Annotated in this window: 19 protein-coding genes; 9 read left to right on the forward strand and 10 right to left on the reverse strand. The window is 59.6% G+C overall.

The annotated features are described in order from the left end of the window. The 3 genes from AWM79_RS25960 to AWM79_RS22410 all read right to left on the reverse strand — a co-directional run. Window positions 1-117, reverse strand: a 117-nt coding sequence (locus tag AWM79_RS25960) for a transposase (RefSeq protein WP_279615816.1), incomplete at its 3' end; no start/stop codon positions are given. A 19-nt stretch (window positions 118-136) separates the two neighbouring features. Next, window positions 137-832 (reverse strand): HipA domain-containing protein, encoded by a 696-nt coding sequence (locus AWM79_RS22405; protein WP_244159592.1) that lies wholly within the window; start codon window positions 830-832, stop codon window positions 137-139. 217 nt (window positions 833-1049) lie between these two features. After that, window positions 1050-1394 (reverse strand): helix-turn-helix domain-containing protein, encoded by a 345-nt coding sequence (locus AWM79_RS22410; RefSeq protein WP_017132787.1) that lies wholly within the window; start codon window positions 1392-1394, stop codon window positions 1050-1052. Window positions 1395-1842: 448 nt separating this feature from the next. On the opposite strand from AWM79_RS22410, the gene AWM79_RS22415 reads away from it, so the two are divergent. The 3 genes from AWM79_RS22415 (at window position 1843) to AWM79_RS22425 (ending at window position 5017) form a co-directional block, all read left to right on the forward strand. Next, entirely contained in the window at window positions 1843-2574 is a 732-nt protein-coding gene (locus tag AWM79_RS22415) for a GntR family transcriptional regulator (protein ID WP_060783805.1), read from the forward strand. Between the two features lie 202 nt (window positions 2575-2776). Next, the gene (locus AWM79_RS22420) at window positions 2777-4060 is read left to right on the forward strand and encodes an MFS transporter (protein ID WP_017132789.1); all 1284 of its coding nucleotides are present in this window, start codon (window positions 2777-2779) and stop codon (window positions 4058-4060) included. 117 nt (window positions 4061-4177) lie between these two features. After that, on the forward strand, window positions 4178-5017 hold the full coding sequence (locus AWM79_RS22425; protein WP_017132790.1) for an amidohydrolase family protein: 840 nt from the start codon (window positions 4178-4180) through the stop codon (window positions 5015-5017). A 77-nt stretch (window positions 5018-5094) separates the two neighbouring features. Here AWM79_RS22425 and trmA read toward each other — a convergent pair whose 3' ends face one another. After that, the gene (trmA, locus tag AWM79_RS22430) at window positions 5095-6174 is read right to left on the reverse strand and encodes a tRNA (uridine(54)-C5)-methyltransferase TrmA (protein WP_017132791.1); all 1080 of its coding nucleotides are present in this window, start codon (window positions 6172-6174) and stop codon (window positions 5095-5097) included. Then, complete coding sequence (locus AWM79_RS22435; protein WP_060783806.1) at window positions 6171-7466, reverse strand: NCS2 family permease; 1296 nt, start codon at window positions 7464-7466, stop codon at window positions 6171-6173. The genes trmA and AWM79_RS22435 overlap by 4 nt, the downstream gene beginning before the upstream one ends. Before the next feature lie 234 nt (window positions 7467-7700). On the opposite strand from AWM79_RS22435, the gene AWM79_RS22440 reads away from it, so the two are divergent. Next, complete coding sequence (locus AWM79_RS22440; protein WP_017132793.1) at window positions 7701-8144, forward strand: DUF4879 domain-containing protein; 444 nt, start codon at window positions 7701-7703, stop codon at window positions 8142-8144. Here the strand turns inward: AWM79_RS22440 and AWM79_RS22445 are convergent. Further along, on the reverse strand, window positions 8137-9384 hold the full coding sequence (locus tag AWM79_RS22445) for an MFS transporter (protein WP_017132794.1): 1248 nt from the start codon (window positions 9382-9384) through the stop codon (window positions 8137-8139). The genes AWM79_RS22440 and AWM79_RS22445 overlap by 8 nt on opposite strands. A gap of 353 nt (window positions 9385-9737) precedes the next feature. Between AWM79_RS22445 and AWM79_RS22450 the strand changes: the two genes are divergently transcribed. The 3 genes from AWM79_RS22450 to AWM79_RS24650 are packed head-to-tail and all read left to right on the forward strand — an operon-like array spanning window position 9738 to window position 12408. Next, the gene (locus AWM79_RS22450) at window positions 9738-11177 is read left to right on the forward strand and encodes a cytochrome ubiquinol oxidase subunit I (protein ID WP_060783807.1); all 1440 of its coding nucleotides are present in this window, start codon (window positions 9738-9740) and stop codon (window positions 11175-11177) included. 3 nt (window positions 11178-11180) lie between these two features. Further along, entirely contained in the window at window positions 11181-12188 is a 1008-nt protein-coding gene (gene cydB, locus AWM79_RS22455) for a cytochrome d ubiquinol oxidase subunit II (protein ID WP_017132796.1), read from the forward strand. Window positions 12189-12240: 52 nt separating this feature from the next. Further along, a complete protein-coding gene (locus AWM79_RS24650) occupies window positions 12241-12408 on the forward strand; it encodes a DUF2474 domain-containing protein (protein WP_017132797.1) in 168 nt (55 codons plus the stop codon). 18 nt (window positions 12409-12426) lie between these two features. Here AWM79_RS24650 and AWM79_RS22460 read toward each other — a convergent pair whose 3' ends face one another. After that, a complete protein-coding gene (locus tag AWM79_RS22460; protein WP_060783808.1) occupies window positions 12427-13551 on the reverse strand; it encodes a methyltransferase in 1125 nt (374 codons plus the stop codon). 165 nt (window positions 13552-13716) lie between these two features. Then, window positions 13717-14430 carry an autoinducer binding domain-containing protein gene (locus tag AWM79_RS24655; RefSeq protein WP_017132799.1) on the reverse strand — a complete coding sequence of 238 codons (714 nt, stop codon included), beginning with the start codon at window positions 14428-14430 and terminating at the stop codon, window positions 13717-13719. Window positions 14431-14822: 392 nt separating this feature from the next. Here AWM79_RS24655 and AWM79_RS22470 point away from each other — a divergent pair, with 392 nt between their 5' ends. After that, window positions 14823-15599 carry a ferredoxin--NADP reductase gene (locus AWM79_RS22470; protein ID WP_060783809.1) on the forward strand — a complete coding sequence of 259 codons (777 nt, stop codon included), beginning with the start codon at window positions 14823-14825 and terminating at the stop codon, window positions 15597-15599. A 43-nt stretch (window positions 15600-15642) separates the two neighbouring features. Here AWM79_RS22470 and mscL read toward each other — a convergent pair whose 3' ends face one another. Then, window positions 15643-16056, reverse strand: a complete 414-nt coding sequence (gene mscL / locus AWM79_RS22475; RefSeq protein ID WP_017132801.1) for a large-conductance mechanosensitive channel protein MscL — start codon at window positions 16054-16056, stop codon at window positions 15643-15645. A 221-nt stretch (window positions 16057-16277) separates the two neighbouring features. Here mscL and radA point away from each other — a divergent pair, with 221 nt between their 5' ends. After that, on the forward strand, window positions 16278-17645 hold the full coding sequence (gene radA, locus AWM79_RS22480; protein WP_060783810.1) for a DNA repair protein RadA: 1368 nt from the start codon (window positions 16278-16280) through the stop codon (window positions 17643-17645). Between the two features lie 36 nt (window positions 17646-17681). Here radA and AWM79_RS22485 read toward each other — a convergent pair whose 3' ends face one another. Then, window positions 17682-18050, reverse strand: a complete 369-nt coding sequence (locus tag AWM79_RS22485; protein ID WP_060783811.1) for a PilZ domain-containing protein — start codon at window positions 18048-18050, stop codon at window positions 17682-17684. Between the last annotated feature and the right edge of the window lie 152 nt (window positions 18051-18202).

Below are 18202 nucleotides of genomic sequence, written 5' to 3' on the forward strand. Positions count from 1 at the left end.
GTTTGCGTTGAGGCTATGGCTGAGGGCGACGCTGGCAATCGAAGCGCCGGGCTGGACACACTCTTGAATGACCTGGGCCTTGAAGGATTTGGAATAGGAACGGCGCCCCTTACGCATGACATACCCGCTTAAAAGGCTAGAACTGGCGTCCACTTAATTTAAGTGCACACCATGTCCTGGCGTTGCGGGGTTGGGTAGATGACTTGGCCGGACGCATACCCTGGTGGGGAACACCGCGACGGCGCATCTCGTCGGCCACACCCGCGTAACGCCAGTCATGCCGGGTCATCCATTCGGCGTCGAGCAAGGTGAGCGCACTGAGCATGGGGATGCGACTGCCGCCTTCGGCCAGCGGTGTCCGATCAAACCGTTCCACCAATAGTGTGGACGGGGTTTGCGCGTGCAGGGCAGTCCGGGCGACCTTCAGGCCCTTGGAGGCGGCAAAGGTCATGCACGCATACTCGACAGCGGGTAGGTCGTACTGGTCAAAGCGGTCGCGAGGTTTGGCCAGGATCAACATGCCGTGATCCTGCAAGGTGCGCTTCGGGCGAGCGCCGCCCAGTGACGAGCGCTGCTGGCGCAGGTTCAATATCGAGACCGACTCCTGATCCAGTTGGCTGTCGTAGACCGCTTCGCAGGCCTCGACGAATTTCGCCAGGCCTCTTAATGTAGGTACAGGCTCGGAGCCCAGACCTGGAGCGGGGGAGGCGGATCGTCCCACCATCAGGTTGCCAATGCGGTCGTTGTTCGGTGATTTGAGCAGGAAATCGAGGGTGGTTAGTCCCTGGCCGTGGACGCGGTGAAGCAGGCGTTCCCCCCAGCCGTCCGGCATGGCATCGTTGATGAAGCCCGGAATACCGCGATTCTTGGCGATGCCGGTATAGGCTTCAACACGCAGCGGATAGTTGATGGGGTCGGGACCCAGCCCTTGCTGGCCACGTAGTCGGGGGCATACAGGAACTCGCCGACCTTGCCCTGGAGAGGCAGTCGACCGAGGGTGATGACTGCGCCTGTCTGCGGGTGCTCCATGTAGAGATAGGCACGGGACATCAGAAATCTTCCGTCTTGGGTTTGGACAGGCGAACACGTTTGGAGGACAGGCTTGTATGGCTGTCCTGGTCAGTGGTGTACCTGGTGATTTGCGAGGTGTTTTCAATACCTTCCAGTGAATCGAAAATCCTTTCGTTGATGCCCAGGCGCCAGAGCACCAGCATAAAGGACCTGAGGTCTACCTGCTCCGAGCCATTCTCGATCTTGCGCAACGTATGCTCGGAAATCCCCAGGCTGGATTTGAAGTCTGACTGGCGCAGACCGAGATCCAGGCGCCTGGCTTTTACCAGAAGCCCGATTTTACTGAGGGTATCGCTACAGCCAACTGGAAAAAAATCCTTCATAACACTTACCAGAATAAGCCTTATAGTTGATAAGGTTCACTGTAACACGCCTTATGTGATAGATATTTTATTATAAAGCTCAATATCAAGAGCTTTATATAGGATAAGGCTCAAAATTATGCGCCTTATAAAGTTTGACGTTGCACATCAGGTGCCACGCGACTGCACAGCTCGAACGCCTTTATCGCGAGGAGTACCGCCATAGTGCCCTGGGTTATCTCTATCGGACGGTGTATGGCAGCAGAATATTTCCGATAGCTCGGTGGTTTGAGGTAGCTCCATTGCAAAGCGCCGAATCCCACTCGGTCTGTTGGCTCCTGGATCGCTTCCAGGCTCCATGAAGAACGATCAGGGGCGGTGACGCCTTTTATCTTTGTGTACTTGACGCTTTTTCATACAAGGAGAATACTGAGTGTGAATTCATATAGATGACTGGATAACTATAAAAATGAGCACACTTTCCAGCGACGAACGTCTTCCGCTCTATCAACGCCTGCGCGACGAGCTGGCTCGGCAAATTGCCAACAACCGCTGGCGCCCAGGCGAAGCGATTCCCACCGAAGCGGTGCTGGCCGGCGAATACCAGTTGTCCATCGGCACCGTGCGCAAGGCCATCGACAAGTTGGTGGAGGAGCGCATCCTTGACCGTCAGCAGGGCCGGGGCACTTTTATCCGTCGTCCGCAGTTCCAGTCTTCGCTGTTCCGCTTTTTTCGCTTCAAGAGCCTGGTCGGTGAACGGCAAGTGCCGCAAAGCCGGATTCTCACCATCGATTCCCTGGCCGCGCCCTCCGCTGTCAGCCAGGCACTGGGGCTGGCGCCCGAGGCCGAGGTGATTCGCCTGGTCCGGCTGCGGTTGCTGGAAGGCATGCCGGTGTTGGCCGAGGAAATCTGGCTGCCGAAGACACCGTTCCAAGCCTTGTTGAGCGTCGATTTGGACCGCCAGGGGCCGCTGCTTTATCCGATCTACGAAGAGTTGTGCGGCCAGGTCGTTGCCTGTGCCGAAGAAACCCTCACCGCCGAATCCGTGGGCGAGGTGCCGGCGCGACTGCTGCAGATCGAGCCTGGCAGCCCGGTGGTAGTGATCGAACGACTGGCTCGCGACTACGCTGGCCGACCGTTGGAGTGGTGGCGTTCGCGTGGCCATGCCAGCCACTTCCGCTACAGCGTTGAAATCCGCTGACCCTGGTGGCCTGTGTGGCGAGTGCTGTGAGTCAGTTTCGGCGTCATAAGCCCCTGACCCGCATTGCTGTTCCTCGCCATAGCCGGCTATGACTCGTCACAGCGCCTGGGTCATGAAGGTACGGCATCCGAACTTTAGCTAACGAACTAATCACACAGGCCACCAGACCGGCTCCGTGTTCACTTATAAAGGATAAAAAATCATGTTCAGTTGGTATCGCGACATCACTTCACGGGAGCGCAAGACATTCTGGGCGTGCTTTGGCGGTTGGTCCCTGGATGCCCTGGAAGTACAAATGTTCGGCCTGGCTATTCCGGCGCTGATCGCCGCCTTCGCCCTGAGCAAGGGCGATGCCGGGTTGGTTAGCGGCGTAACCCTGATCACCTCGGCCATCGGCGGCTGGCTCGGCGGCACGCTGTCCGATCGCTACGGGCGGGTGCGCACCCTGCAATGGATGATCCTCTGGTTCTCGCTGTTCACCTTCCTTTCGGCCTTTGTCACCGATTTCAACCAGTTGCTGGTGGTCAAGGCGCTACAGGGCGTCGGCATCGGCGGCGAGTGGGCGGCGGGCGCGGTGCTGATGGCGGAGACCATCCAGGCTCGCTATCGAGGCAAGGTCATGGGCGCGGTCCAGAGTGCCTGGGCGATCGGTTGGGGCGTGGCGGTCGGCGCCTTTACCCTGATCTACACCTTCGTACCCGAGGTCATGGCCTGGCGCGTGATGTTCGTGGTGGGCCTGTTGCCGGCGCTGCTGGTGGTTTATGTGCGACGCAGTGTGGTCGAGCCTGACAGCACGCAACGCCAAGCCAAAGCCGAAGGGCGCGGCCTGCTGGCTTCGATGGCGGGGATCTTTCGTCCCGAGTTGTTGCGGGTCACGCTGTTGGGCGGTATTCTCGGCCTGGGGGCTCACGGCGGTTATCACGCGGTGATGACCTGGTTGCCGACCTTCCTTAAGACCGAACGCCATCTCTCGGTACTCAGCTCCGGCGGCTACCTGGCGGTGATTATCGTCGCGTTCTGGTTCGGCTGCGTCGTCAGCGGCCTGCTGCTGGATCGTATCGGTCGGCGCAAGAACATCATTCTCTTTGCCTTCTGTTGCGTGATCACGGTGCAGTGCTATCTGTTCCTGCCGCTGAGCAATACGCAGATGTTGTTCCTCGGTTTCCCCTTGGGTTTCTTCGCCGCCGGGATTCCGGCCAGCCTCGGTTCCTTCTTCAATGAGTTGTACCCGGCGGATGTACGCGGTGCCGGCGTGGGCTTCTGCTACAACTTCGGTCGGGTGCTGTCGGCAGTATTCCCCTTCATGGTCGGGCATATGAGCGAATCGATGTCCCTCGGTTCGGCCATCGGTATCGATGCCGGGGTCGCCTATGGTGTCGCGGTGCTGGCCGCGTTGGCATTACCGGAAACCAAAGGTATTAACCTGCTGGGAGCTGCGTCGGATGCGTTATCCGCCAAGAGCGGCAATGCTCATCAGCTATCTTGAAAGCGCTACAAAAGCTGTAGAAGTCGCCGCTCGATAGCCGGCAATAACGTCCAGCCACCGAGCGTCGATTGGCCCTTTCTATAGGGATTGTGTTCAACCTTTCCATCGATGAGTTCCATGTCCGAGATTTGCTCAATACCGATTAGCGGCATCGACGCCCATGCGCATGTTTTCGAGCGTGGCCTGGGGCTGGCGACCGTGCGTCGTTATGCACCGGAGTATGATGCGCCCCTGGCCGATTACTTGGCGCGCTTGCAGGAAAACGGCCTGAGTCACGGCGTGCTGGTGCAACCGAGTTTTCTCGGCACCGACAATGGCTATCTGTTGGCGGCGTTGAAGCAGATGCCTGCGCGGTTACGCGGTGTGGTGGTGGTCGAGCGCGACATTGCCTTTGCGGAACTGGCGCGGATGGCCGAGCTCGGTGTAGTGGGGGTGCGCCTGAACCTGATGGGGCAAGCGCTGCCGGACTTTGCCGAGGCATCGTGGCAGGTGTTCTTCCAGCACCTGCGCCGCTTGGACTGGCATGTCGAACTGCATCGTCAATTGGAGGACCTGCCGGGGTTGCTCCAGCCATTGCTAGAGCAGGGTTGTCGAGTGGTGGTGGATCATTTCGGTCGTCCCGATTCGCGACTCGGGGTCGAACAGTCAGCCTTTGCCCGTCTGCTGAAGCTGGGGGGAAGCGGGCAGCTGTGGATCAAGGTCTCGGCTATCTATCGGCTCGGTGGTACGCCCATGGAAAACCAGCATTTCGCCGAAAAGGCCTTGTCGTTGATGTTGCAGGGATTGGGACCGGATCGCTTGCTATGGGGCAGTGACTGGCCCCATACCCAGCATGAACAACAAGTGGATTTCGGTTCCGAATTCGGGCGTCTGCGCCGTCTGGCTGGCGCCGCACCGTTGCGCCAGCATCTACTGTGCAACACAGCGGCGCAGTTGTTCGGGTTTGTGAAGGGCTGACGCGCAATAGCTGGTACACCGCGCGGTCCCCTTGGCGGCAAGTCCGCGTCCATGCGAACTCACCAGCGGTGTGGGCGTCAGCGACGAGTCAGCAAGACGCCGGATTCCATATGATGGGTCCAGGGGAATTGATCGAATAGCGCGCAGCGCTCGATGCGGTGGCTATCGTGCAGTTGCGCGATATTCGCCGCCAGGGTCTCGGGGTTGCAGGAGATGTACAGGATGTTGTCGAAGCGCCGAGTCAGCTCGCAGGTGTCCGGGTCCATGCCCGCACGCGGTGGGTCGACGAACACACTGGCGAACGCGTAGCTTTTCAGGTCGATGCCCTGCAGGCGGCGAAACGGTCGGACCTCATTCAATGCCTCGGTCAGCTCCTCGGCGGACAGGCGCACCAGGGTAACGGTGTCCACGGCGTTTTCGTCGAGGTTGCTTAGAGCGGCATTGACCGAGGTCTTGCTGATCTCGGTGGCCAGCACCTTGCGCACCCGGGTCGCCAGCGGCAGGGTAAAGTTGCCGTTGCCGCAATACAGCTCCAGCAGATCGTCGGAGCGTTCGCCCAACGCCTCATAGGCCCAGTTGAGCATCTTCTGATTCACCGTGCCGTTGGGCTGGGTAAAGGCACCTTCCGGTTGCCGGTAACTGAAGGTGCGACCGGCAACATCGAACGTTTCCACCACATAGTCACGGCCGATCACCACACGCTTGCCTTTGGAACGGCCGATGATGCTCACGCCCAGCTCAGCGGCCAGTTGCTCGGCGGCGGTTTGCCAGTGCTCGTCCAGCGGGCGGTGATAGCACAAGGTGATCAGCGCATCGCCTGCCAGGGTGGTCAGGAATTCCACCTGGAACAGCTTGTGGCTCAGGGGGGCGCTGGCTTGCCAGGCGGCTTTGAGCTGGGGCATCAGTTGATTGATGCGCGGGCTGGCGATGGGGAAGTCTTCGATCAGGATCGGCGTGCGCTTGTCGTCCTGGGAAAACATGGCGTAATGGCGCCCGCCCGCTTCGCGCCACAGGCGGAATTCTGCCCGCAGGCGAAAGTGCTGCCGCGGCGAGTCGAACACTTGCGGCTCGGGGGCATCGAACGGCGCCAGCAGGTCGCGCAGGCGCGCCACCTTGTCGTTGAGCTGAGCGGCGTAGGTCGAGGAATCAAAAGTCATGCGTTGAACCAACCCAACTTGATCACAAACAGAATCGACAGAATCACCAGCGCCGGGTTCAGCTCGCGTGCGCGGCCAGACAGCAGCTTGATCGCGGTCCAGGCAATGAAGCCGAAAGCGATGCCGTTGGCGATGGAGTAGGTGAACGGCATGGCCAGGGCGGTGATGACCACCGGAGCCGCCTCAGTCACGTCATCCCAGTTGATTTCGGCCAGGCCCGAAGCCATCAGCACGGCCACGAACAGCAGCGCCGGCGCGGTGGCGAAGGCCGGGACACTGCCGGCCAGTGGCGCGAAGAATAACGCCAGGAGAAACAGTACGGCGACCACGATGGCGGTCAGGCCGGTGCGGCCGCCGGCACTGACGCCCGCTGCCGATTCGATGTAGCTGGTGGTGGTCGAGGTACCTAGCAGCGAACCGGCCATGGCGGCGGTGCTGTCGGCGATCAGCGCACGCCCCATTTTCGGCATGTGCCCGTCCTTGCCCATCAATCCGGCGCGCTTGGCGACGCCGATCAAGGTGCCTGAGTTGTCGAACAGATCGACGAACAGGAAGGCGAAGATCACGCTGACCAGGCCGATATCCAGGGCACCCTTGATGTCCAGTTGGAGGAAGGTCGGTGCCAGCGACGGCGGGGCCGAGATGATGCCACCGAACGGACTGAAACCCATCAGGATCGAGACGATGGTTACTCCCAGGATGCCGATCAGTACCGCGCCACGGACTTTCAGGGCCTCCAGGGCGACGATGGCGGCAAAGCCCAAGGTGGCGAGGATCGGTGCCGGTTGTTTGAGGTCGCCGAGACCGACCATGGTCGCCGGGTTACCGATCACGATACCGGCGTTGTGCAGGGCGATCAGCGCCAGGAACAGACCGATACCGGCGGCAATTGCCGAGCGCAGCGGCAGCGGGATGCTGTTGATGATCCATTCGCGGATACGGAAAATCGACAGGAGAAAGAAGCAGACCGCCGAAATGAATACGGCCCCCAGCGCCACTTGCCAGGTATGCCCCATGTGCAGAACCACGGTGTAGGTGAAGAAGGCATTGAGGCCCATACCCGGTGCGAGAGCGATCGGGTAGTTGGCGATCAGGCCCATCACCGCCGAGCCGATGGCGGCTGCCAGGCAAGTGGCAACGAAGACCGGGCCCTTGTCCATGCCGGTTTCGCCGAGAATGCTCGGATTGACGAACAGAATGTAGGCCATGGCTAGGAAGGTCGTGACGCCCGCGAGAATCTCGGTGCGCACGTTGGTATTGTGTGCCTTGAGTTGAAACAGCCTTTCCAGCATCTCTGCTCCCCAATGGCGCCTTCGACGCCTCGAATGAATGGGTCCCAACAGCAAAGCACAGACTCTGGTGGCCTGGTGAAATTCGCCTGTGGGAAAAACCGCGCATCATACCAGTCGGCGGCAGGAATGGGACGGAGTGATGATGCTATTGCGTCAGCACCCTGCATGAGCTACTGCCAACGCCGTGCCTGAGGCATACTCGTCGACAGACGAGGGCGCTTTATGAAGCCAATCATGAAACAACGGATTAATCGCCTAGCTCGGTGTACCGGTGTACTGCTGCTGTCGGTCGGCATCCCGGCCTATGCGGCACCGGCGGCGCCATTAAAAGGGGTCGCCATCTATACGGTGGCGTCTTCGGCGGCGGTCGAGGATGTTTCCGACGGCCGCAGACGCACGCAAATTGCTCATCGCGGGCCGAATATCACCGTCACGGTGGTCGAGCTAGGCTATGGGCGTGCGGCGGGAGCGACGTTCAACGGTGCCCCGCTCAATTACAGCCAACGCAATGCCTTGTGTAAGTTCAACAAACCGTTCGCGCCCTGCAACGGCGGGGCGGTGGTCGGATACAGCTATATCTACGACCTGCAGGACCAGCAGCAGGGTACCTTCAGCTTCAGTGACCGGTCGCTGACGATGCCGGTGCGGACGATGACGGCGACCATCGAGATCAACTAGCGACGGGCGCGGTTTCATACTTTTGGACGTGCATGCGGTCGCGGTTGGCCAGGGTCGGGAACAGCTTCATCCAAGTCCCGGTAATCACCAGGGTACCGACCCCGCCGAGAACCACCGCCGGCACGGTACCGAACCAATGGGCGGTCAGCCCGGACTCGAACTCGCCCAGTTGGTTGGATGCGCCGATGAACAGGCCGTTCACCGCGCTGACCCGGCCGCGCATTTCATCCGGGGTTTCCAGTTGCACGAAGGAGGCTCGGATCACCATGCTGATCATGTCCGCCGCGCCCAGCACCATCAGCACCGCCAGGGAAAACCAGAATGAGGTCGATAGGCCGAAGGCGATGGTGGCGACGCCGAATACCCCGACGGCGGTGAACATGATGCGCCCGACCTTGCGCTCCACGGGGAACCGCGCCAGCCACAGCGACATCAGCAACGCCCCGACTGCCGGTGCCGAACGTAGTAGGCCCAGGCCCCAGGCGCCGGTCAACAGGATGTCTTTGGCGAACACGGGCAACAGTGCCGTCGCACCGCCCAGCAGCACCGCGAACAAGTCCAGGGAAATGGCCCCGAGAATGTCCGGGCGGCTGCGAATGAAGCGAATCCCCGCCAACAGGGAGTCCCGGGTGGCCTTGGTCTTGTTCAGCGGTGTCTGGCGTGTCGGCAGGTTGAGCATCAGCAGGCAGGCAATGGCGTACAAGGCGACGGTCGGGCCGTAGACCCAGACACTGCCAAAGGCATACAGCAGGCCACCGATGGCCGGCGCGACAATGGTCGCCAGTTGCTGTGCCGACTGTGCGGCCGCCACTGCGCGGGGGAACAGCGCCGCCGGCACAATGGACGGCAGCAGTGCCTGGGTGGTGGGCATCTCAAAGGAGCGCGCGGCCCCGAGCAGAAAGGCCAGGATAAAGATCATTTCCCGGGTCACGTGGTTCGTCGCGCTGCCGATTGCCAGGCTCAGGGCGATCAAGGCCTGCAAGGTCTGGCACAGCGCCGCGACCTTGCGCCGGTCATAACGATCCGCGACATGGCCGGTATGCAACATGAACAGCACCCGTGGGGCGAACTCCACCAACCCGACCAACCCCAGGTCGAGTACGTTGCCGGTCAATTGATAGAGATTCCAACCAATGGCTACGGTAAGCATCTGAAAGCCGCTGGCGGTAAAGATCCGAGCCAGCCAGAAAGCGAGGAAAGGGCGGTGATGGCGCAGCAGCAACGGTGTCTCGGTGGGCATTGGGGTGACTCACCTGGGTAGGGGTAAGGCAGATTATCATTCCCATGTAACAAAAAGTTGCTGAGCGACCGGTGTTTTTCTCCGCCTATTGTTTTTTGCGGATCGCATGACGCTGCACCTGAGGCAACCTGTCACGCGGCAAAAGACCACATAACCCGGTCGTCGGAATGAGACTACTCTTTCGACGTTGATTGATCTCAGTCAATTCCCTTTACGGCACTGATCTTGATCCGACTCCCTGCGTCGCGATGGTTTAAAAGAACGAATTCCAATTCGCCACACTCCATATCCGTGGGGGCAGTGGATGCAGGCCTCCAGGTCGGCAGCCAGTATCACCTGAGAGAGGAAGACTTATGTTCGGTTTGGAGGCGCTTGATCTCGCCCGAATCCAGTTCGCGTTCACCATTTCATTCCATATCCTGTTCCCGGCCATCACCATTGGCCTGGCGAGCTACCTGGCGGTGCTCGAAGGGCTGTGGCTGAAGGCGCGTAACGATACGTACCGCGATCTGTATCATTTTTGGTCGAAGATCTTTGCCGTCAACTTCGGCATGGGAGTGGTTTCCGGCTTGGTCATGGCCTACCAGTTTGGGACCAACTGGAGTCGCTTCTCCGACTTCGCCGGTGCAGTCACCGGACCCTTGCTGACTTATGAGGTGCTGACGGCGTTCTTCCTCGAAGCCGGCTTCCTCGGCGTCATGCTGTTTGGCTGGAACAAGGTTGGCCGCGGCCTGCACTTCTTCTCCACCGTGATGGTGGCGATCGGCACCCTGATCTCGACCTTCTGGATCCTGTCGTCCAACAGTTGGATGCAGACGCCCCAAGGTTATGAAATCATCGATGGTCGAGTGATTCCGGTGGATTGGCTGGCGGTGGTGTTCAACCCATCCTTCCCTTACCGCCTGATGCATATGGCCACGGCCGCGTTTGTCGCGACAGCGTTCTTCGTCGGCTCCTCGGCGGCCTGGCACCTGCTGCGTGGCCGGGACAACCCGGCAATTCGCACCATGCTGTCGATGGCCATGTGGATGGCGCTGATCGTGGCGCCGATCCAGGCGGTGATCGGCGACTTCCATGGCCTTAATACCCTCAAGCACCAGCCGGCAAAAATTGCCGCCATCGAAGGTCACTGGGAGAATGTCGGCAACCAACCGACCCCGTTGATTCTCTTCGGCTGGCCGGACATGCAGGCTGAGAAAACCCGCTTCGCCGTGGAGATTCCCTATCTGGGCAGCCTGATTCTGACCCATTCGCTGGACAAACAGGTGCCGGCACTTAAGGAGTTCCCGCCAGAAGACCGGCCGAACTCGACCATTGTGTTCTGGTCGTTCCGGATCATGGTCGGCCTCGGTTTCCTGATGATCTTCACCGGTCTATGGAGCTTGTGGTTGCGCAAGCGTGACCGCCTTTACGAAAACCGCCTCTTCCTGCACCTGGCTATGTGGATGGGCCCCTCGGGTCTGATCGCGATCCTGGCGGGCTGGTTCACCACGGAAATCGGCCGCCAACCCTGGGTGGTCTACGGCCTGATGCGCACGGCGGATGCTTCCTCCGGGCATAGCTTTGTGCAGATGAGTATCACACTCGCCTTGTTTGTCGTGGTGTATTTCTCACTGTTCGGCGTGGGTCTGGGTTACATGATGCGCCTGGTCCGTAAGGGGCCGAAGATCAACGAAGGCGCCGAGCCGAGCCACGGCGGTCCCGGCCAGCGACGCACACCGGCCCGTCCGCTTTCTGCTGCCGATGAAGGCAGTGAAAACGATCATGGCGACCACCTGAACAAGGGGAACTGAATCATGGGTATTGATCTTGCGCTGATCTGGGCCGTGATCATCATCTTCGGCATCATGATGTATGTGGTCATGGATGGCTTCGATCTGGGGATTGGCATTCTCTTTCCCTTTATCAAGGGCGATCGCGACCGTGACGTGATGATGAACACCGTGGCACCGGTCTGGGACGGTAACGAGACCTGGCTGGTACTCGGTGGCGCGGCGCTGTTCGGCGCCTTCCCGCTGGCGTATTCGGTGGTGCTATCGGCGTTGTACCTGCCGCTGATATTCATGCTGATTGGGCTGATCTTTCGCGGCGTGGCCTTCGAGTTCCGTTTCAAGGCCAAGGACGACAAGCGGCACATTTGGGACAAGGCCTTCATTGGCGGTTCACTGGCGGCAACCTTCTTCCAGGGCGTGGCCCTGGGGGCTTTTATCGACGGGATTACGGTGGTCGACCGGCAGTTCGCCGGCGGTTCACTGGACTGGCTGACGCCGTTTACCCTGTTCTGCGGCGTGGCGCTGGTGGTGGCCTATGCCTTGCTCGGCTGTACCTGGCTGATCATGAAGACCGAAGGTAAGTTGCAGGAGCAGATGCATGATCTGGCACGGCCGTTGGCGTTCGTTTTGCTGGCGGTGATCGGTATCGTCAGTATCTGGACGCCATTGGCCCATGCCGAGATCGCGGCGCGCTGGTTCACGCTGCCGAACCTGTTCTGGTTTCTGCCGGTGCCGATCCTGGTGCTTGTCACCTTGTATGGCCTGATTCGCGCGGTGGCGCGCAATGCCCATTACACTCCGTTCCTGCTGACTCTGGTGTTGATTTTCCTCGGCTACAGCGGCCTCGGTATCAGCCTGTGGCCGAATATCGTGCCGCCGTCGATCTCGATCTGGGATGCCGCCGCACCGCCACAAAGCCAAGGCTTCATGCTGGTGGGAACGCTGTTCATCATCCCGTTCATCCTGGGCTACACCTTCTGGAGCTACTACGTGTTCCGCGGCAAAGTGACCCACGAGGACGGTTATCACTAGTGGCGATGGCGTCCTTCGGGGCGCCGTTTTTCTGAGGCCGAGGGCGCCCGATATGACAGGTAAACATTCGTTGCACGACATCCAACAGGCCGAGAAGAAGCCGCTCTGGCAGCGCCTGGGCTGGCTGGCGATGATCTGGACCGGCAGTGTGCTGGCGTTGTTCGTGGTCGCCAGCCTGATGCGTCTGTTCATGAACGCGGCGGGGCTGACGACCCACTAAGCCGATAGCTCAGCGCCCTTACTTGCGGGCCTTGAGGATGACGAATTTGGGCGTCGCAGCCACTTGCTCGACGCCCCGGAACAGGCGGACCAGCTTGCTGTGATAGCCCAGGTGGCGATTGCCGACGATATACAGTGCGCCACCGACCACCAGCGCTTCACGGGCTTGGCGGAACATCCGCCAGGCGAGGAAGTCGCCGACGACTTGCTGCTGGTGGAAGGGTGGGTTGCACAGCACCACATCCAGTGACTGCGCAGCCTGACCGGCCAGACCGTCATCGGCGCGGAGAGTCACGTCCCGTTCACCGAGTATCGCCTGCCAGTTTTCCCGCGCCGACTGCACGGCCATGAATGACTCGTCCACCAGGGTGTAGTGGGCTTGCGGGTTCTGCAGTGCGCTGGCGATGGCCAGCACACCGTTGCCACAGCCAAGATCGGCGACCCGGGCATTGCCCAGGTTGGCGGGCAAATGGGGAAGGAAGGCGCGGGTGCCGATATCCAGTCCTTCGCGGCAGAAAACGTTGGCATGGTTGAGCAGCTCAACCGCGGGTTGTTCGAGGGTGTAGCGCGTCGGGTAGGGTGAGGCGAACGTGGCCTTGGCTTCGGGGGTCGCGATCAGCAACCGCGCTTTCTTCAGTGCCAATGAGGCTTGTACCGGGCCGATATAACGCTCCAGCAGGTCCCCTGCGGCCCTGGGCAAATGCTTGACCATGGCCCCGGCCACGACCTGCGCGCCCGGCGCCAGTTGGCCTTGCAGGCGAATCAGTTGTTCTTCCAGTAAGGCCAGGGTCTTGGGCACCCGGATCAGCACCCGGTCGAACGGGCCAGCCAGGTTCCCGCTGGCCGGCACATAGCGAACGGCATCGAAGGCCTTGCCATTGCGCACCAGGTTTTTTTCCAGGCCTAGCGCCGCCAGGAACGAATCGCCGCTGCTGGTGAGTTGAACATGGCCCTCCAGGCTGGCGGCCAGCGCACCGAAACTGTCATTGAGCACCAGCACTCGGGCATCGCGCGGGACAGCTTGCCCGGCCAGATGATCGAGCAGGTATTGATCGGCGGCGTCGAACGCTTGCAGCGGTTCGTTCTGCTGTTCGGGTTGGCGGATCAGATCGAGCTGGGCGAACGGGCTTTCTAGCAGGGGCATGAAGTACAGGCTCTGGAGGGCAGTTTGCGGCTGTGTTGAACGGGCGCTTGGGGTAAGCATGGCTGGCGGTGATATCGCCAGCGAGCAATTTTACGTGGGTTTGGAGGATATTGCCCGTGTGGGCGTTAATGGCAGGTCCTTCTGCCGGATGAGAGATCGTGTCAATCAGTACAGCAGTCCCGACTTGGCTGCGCGTAATACCGCCGATGCCTTATTGCTCACCCCCAGTTTTCTCATGATCGTGCTCATGTGAAAGCCTACGGTGCGTGCCGTCAGGTTGAGGATATTGGCGATCTCGGCAGCGGTCTTGCCTTCCGCGGTCCACTTCAGGATCTCGGTTTCCCGAGGTGAAAGCGGATGGTAGCTTTGCGGCTGACAAGAGCTGATCAGCTTTTCCGCCATGTACGAATGCAACCAATTGCATAGCCACAGGATATGACCCGTCTTCGAGTAAAACTCTCTGGACGTGATGGGCTCGTAGGTCCTGGCCAGGCTCAAGATGCTGACGATGCCGCGAACATCGTGTACCGACTGCGACCACCCATGGTTGAGACCATGAGCCTGCATGTCGCGCCAGAATGCCGGTGCATTTCTGAAGGTTTCCGGCACCCAGAGTATGGGAAACACTGAGCTGTGACAGTGAGCTATCAGTGGATCAATCGCGATGTAGTTGCTGCGCTGATAACACGAATTCCATTCAGCTGGATAGTTGTTGAAAGATGAGCTATTCGGTTGGACGCCTCCTAATAAGGTGCTGACCCTGAATGATACGTAGCTAAAGTGTATTTGCCCTGCCAGATTGAAAACTGCATTGAAGACTGCCTGTTCTTCTTTTTCACTCATGAGCTGGTGCAGTTGAGTATCCTGCCAGTTCTCCATTGAGGTTCCCTTCCCTGACGCTTGATGCGGTTCTCTTGAACCGAAGGTGCCAGAACTAGTGTAGGAAAATTCCTGGTTTCGGTGTGAATTTTTTATATGCTAATGATATTTTTATTGTCTTTAAAGGTAGGGTGTTATCGCGTCAGGTGTCGTTTGGTGAGTTAAACGATAGATGTCATTTTGATATATTTTGTATTTTAAACGGTGTAATTTGTTTTGTGAAAAAGTGTGAATTTAAGTTTTATGTTTATAAGTTTTTGTTTTTTCAGGGCGCTGTACTTTGTTTGTAGGGTTGTACATGTTTTAAGGTAAAACTTATACCACTACAAAACATCGGTGTTTCTCGGGTCGGCTTTGCGAGACACTGGACTCCATTTTCGATGGAGCGCACCATGACCGCAAGCGCAGAAAAATTTACCCGACAGACCCTGCTTGATGTCCGCCCACTGACCTCCAGCTTGTTTACCCTGCGTACCACGCGGGATGTCGGGTTTCGTTTTCGTGCCGGACAATTTGCTCGGCTAGGTGTGACCAAGGCAGATGGCAGCGTGGTGTGGCGGGCGTACTCGATGGTGTCCTCGCCCCATGACGAGTTTCTCGAGTTTTTTTCCATCGTCGTGCCGGGCGGTGAGTTCACCAGTGAGTTGAGTCGCCTGCAAGTGGGCGATTCAGTGCTGATCGAGCGCCAGGCCGTGGGTTATCTGACCCTTGATCGATTCGTCGACGGGCGTGATCTTTGGCTGCTGGCCACGGGTACCGGCGTGGCGCCGTTTCTTTCGATCCTACAGGACTTCGAGGTTTGGGAGCGATTCGAGCGGATCCTGTTGGTCTACAGTGTTCGCCATGAACGCGAACTGGCGTATCGGGAACTAATCGCCGGTCTGGGCGAGCGTGACTACCTGGCCGAGCACACTCACAAGCTGCGCTTTATCCCTTGCGTCACCCGCGAGGAGGTGTCCGGGGTATTGCCAGGACGGATTCCCCAATTGATCGACAACGGTGAACTGGAGCGCGCGGCCAGGGTGGCCCTGGACGCCGAACACTCGCGGGTGATGATCTGCGGCAACCCGCAGATGATCGACGATGTTCGCCAAGTGCTGAAGCAGCGAGGTATGCAATTGAGCCTGAGTCGTCGTCCTGGCCAGGTTGCGGTTGAAAACTACTGGTAGAAAAACGACGCCTCGCGGGCGCCGTTTAGTTACAAGCTGTGATTCAAGGCCTGTTGTTTTGGGCCTTGAGCAGATCGCGGATCTCTTCCAGCAACTTTTGCTCCTCAGTCGGTACCGGTGGAAGGCTCGGGGCCACGGCTTCCTCGCGTTTCAGGCGATTGATCGCCTTGACGCCCATGAAGATGGCCAGCGCCACGATGATGAAGTCGATGCAGGTCTGGATAAACTTGCCATAGGCCAGGACTACCGCAGGCACGTTACCGTCAGCGGCCTTCAAGGTGATCGCCAGGGCACTGAAGTCCACTCCACCAATGAGTAAGCCGATCGGCGGCATTACCACGTCGCCGACAAACGACGACACGATCTTGCCGAAGGCCGCACCGATGATGATGCCGACGGCCATGTCTACCACATTGCCTTTGACTGCAAAGGCCTTGAACTCACTTAACACGCCCATTGGTTACTCCTTGTTACAGATGAGTTGAGTGGGCGCAGTGTAATTCAGCCGCGAGTATCTTGCTCGATACTCAGGTTGCCCGCGCCCGCCTTAATCGACCCACTGTGCGGCGATAAGTTTGCAAAGTGCCATCCATCCTTGACGTGCAAGGCCGTGATGACAGTCATATAACCAATCGTTCCTGGCTGAGCTATCATCGCGGTTTTTCCATGGGGGTTGAGATGGCCAAGGCCAAGCGCATGTACGGCTGTACCGAGTGCGGCGCGACCTTTCCCAAGTGGGCGGGCCAGTGCGGCGAATGTGGTGCCTGGAATACCCTGAGCGAAACCCTGGTGGAAAGCGGTGGCGCGGCGGCGCCCAGCGGCCGCACCGGTTGGGCCGGGCAGCAGGCGCAGATCAAGACGTTGGCGCAGGTCAGCGTCGAGGAGATGCCACGTTTCTCCACCGCCTCCGGTGAACTGGATCGCGTGCTCGGCGGCGGCCTGGTGGAGGGCTCAGTGGTGTTGATCGGTGGCGATCCCGGCATCGGCAAGTCGACCATCCTCTTGCAGACCCTGTGCAACCTCGCTACGCGCATGCCGGCGCTGTACGTCACCGGCGAAGAGTCGCAGCAACAGGTGGCGATGCGCGCGCGTCGCTTGGGGCTGCCCCAGGATCAACTACGGGTGATGACCGAAACCTGTATCGAAACCATCATCGCTACCGCTCGGGTGGAAAAACCTAAAGTCATGGTGATCGACTCGATCCAGACGATTTTCACCGAGCAACTGCAATCGGCACCGGGCGGAGTGTCCCAGGTGCGCGAAAGTGCGGCCTTGCTGGTGCGTTACGCCAAGCAGAGCGGCACGGCGATCTTCCTGGTCGGGCACGTGACCAAGGAGGGCGCCCTGGCGGGGCCGCGCGTACTCGAACATATGGTCGATACCGTGCTGTACTTCGAAGGTGAGTCCGACGGTCGCCTGCGTCTGCTGCGGGCGGTAAAAAATCGTTTCGGCGCAGTGAACGAGTTGGGAGTATTCGGCATGACCGACCGGGGACTGAAGGAGGTCTCCAATCCGTCGGCGATTTTTCTCACCCGAGCCCAGGAGGAAGTGCCTGGCAGTGTGGTCATGGCCACCTGGGAAGGTACCCGGCCAATGTTGGTGGAAGTCCAGGCCCTGGTCGACGACAGCCATATGGCCAACCCTCGGCGAGTGACCCTCGGGCTGGACCAGAATCGCCTGGCGATGCTGTTGGCGGTGCTGCACCGCCATGGTGGTATTCCTACCCATGACCAGGATGTATTTCTCAACGTCGTCGGTGGCGTGAAAGTATTGGAGACCGCCTCCGACCTGGCGCTGATGGCGGCGGTGATGTCCAGCTTGCGCAATCGACCGCTGCCCCATGATTTGCTGGTGTTCGGCGAGGTCGGCCTGTCCGGCGAGGTGCGTCCGGTGCCCAGTGGCCAGGAGCGGCTCAAGGAAGCGGCCAAGCACGGTTTCAAGCGCGCTATCGTGCCCCAGGGCAATGCGCCGAAAGAGGCGCCGCCGGGGCTGAAAGTCATTGCCGTCACGCGCCTGGAACAGGCGTTGGATGCATTGTTCGAATAATGCAATGGAGGGCTTTGGCTGGTGCCGTCGAGTCGCTCAATCGTCGAACAGGGCGTCCAGCTCCCGCTCCATCTGCGCTTCGTCCCCCAGGTTCAACTGGATCAGGCGGCGCAGGTGTTGGATCGATTCCAGGTCGATATGCAGCCATTTGAAACCCAACTGGCCATGATCCTCATGGACCAGCTCGGCATCCATTTCGACATGGGCGTGTTCCGCCAGGCGAATGTCGACTAAGAAGACACCGCGTGTGCCGTCATGCCAGTTGCCCGGTCGGCGGACCAGCAAACCCTTGAGTGAAAGGTCCACCAGTGGTGCCGACCAGATCGTGGCCCCCTGGCCGAGGGTGGTGACGGCATCGAAGGCGATGCGCTTGAAACGGCGGCGATTGATCGGGTGGTCGGTCATGTTCTGGTCTCTGTGCCGATTCGCTGACTATAGACCGCCTGCGGACCGCCTGCCGGGCCAGGCAAGTGCCTGGGCTGACGCTGCATGGTTCTGCCAGGGTCGTGATGACAGGTTGATGTATCCGACGACAATAAAAGATCACTCTATACCAA

The organism is Pseudomonas agarici (genome assembly GCF_001543125.1).
Lineage (GTDB): Bacteria > Pseudomonadota > Gammaproteobacteria > Pseudomonadales > Pseudomonadaceae > Aquipseudomonas > Aquipseudomonas agarici.